1 protein-coding gene is annotated in these 642 nt (G+C 58.1%); it reads left to right on the plus strand.

The genetic code is table 11. The features are described 5' to 3' along the window. The first annotated feature begins 152 nt into the window (after positions 1-152). Entirely contained in the window at positions 153-467 is a 315-nt protein-coding gene (locus CRD60_RS08310; RefSeq protein ID WP_113860797.1) for a DMT family transporter, read from the plus strand. Positions 468-642: the final 175 nt, after the last annotated feature.

Here is a 642-nt window from a genome sequence, read left to right on the forward strand (position 1 = left end):
GGTGTGCTAGGGTCGTGGGCGATAACGGAAATAAGTGGTGCCACCGGGTGCCCAGGGTCCATTGCCATGTCTCGTTAGGTCTGTGAAGAGACATGGGAACGGGCCCTTTTTGTTGCCCGGGTGGACGTGGGCAATGAAACATAGGGGGCAATATGCCTTGGGTCTATCTGCTGCTGGCTGGGATCATGGAAGTGGGCTGGTCCACCACGATGAAGCTCAGTGACGGCTTTTCCCACCTTGGGTACACGCTGGCGACCATTGTCGGTTCGGTGGCCAGTTTCCTCCTGCTGGGGGTGGCGACCAAGCATATACAGCTAAGCCTGGCTTATCCGATTTGGACGGGCCTAGGAGCCGTAGGCAGCATCCCGGTTGGCGTCCTTTTGTTCAAAGACGCCATGACACCCAAGACGGCCCTGTTTGTGGTCATGCTGATCGTCGGACTGATCGGCATCAAGGTCACTGCCTGACGGTCGGATGCCGCCCCTCTATGTTTTGCGGAATGCCATTTACGTGAATTCGCACCGGGCGGAAGGGGCGTGTAACGATGAAGAGGGCAGCGCCGAGACCACGACACCGGGGCTGAACGCGTATGCCGGCGGCCGCTTGAAAAAAAAAAAGTGCAGACGAGACAAGGACAGCACG

The organism is Bifidobacterium aemilianum (assembly GCF_003315635.1).
Taxonomy (GTDB): Bacteria; Actinomycetota; Actinomycetes; order Actinomycetales; family Bifidobacteriaceae; genus Bifidobacterium; species Bifidobacterium aemilianum.

What these genes read in the sequence shown, in the direction of transcription:
- CRD60_RS08310 (WP_113860797.1), top strand. Translation starts at nt 153, where the DNA reads ATGCCTTGGGTCTATCTGCTGCTGGCTGGGATCATGGAAGTGGGCTGG.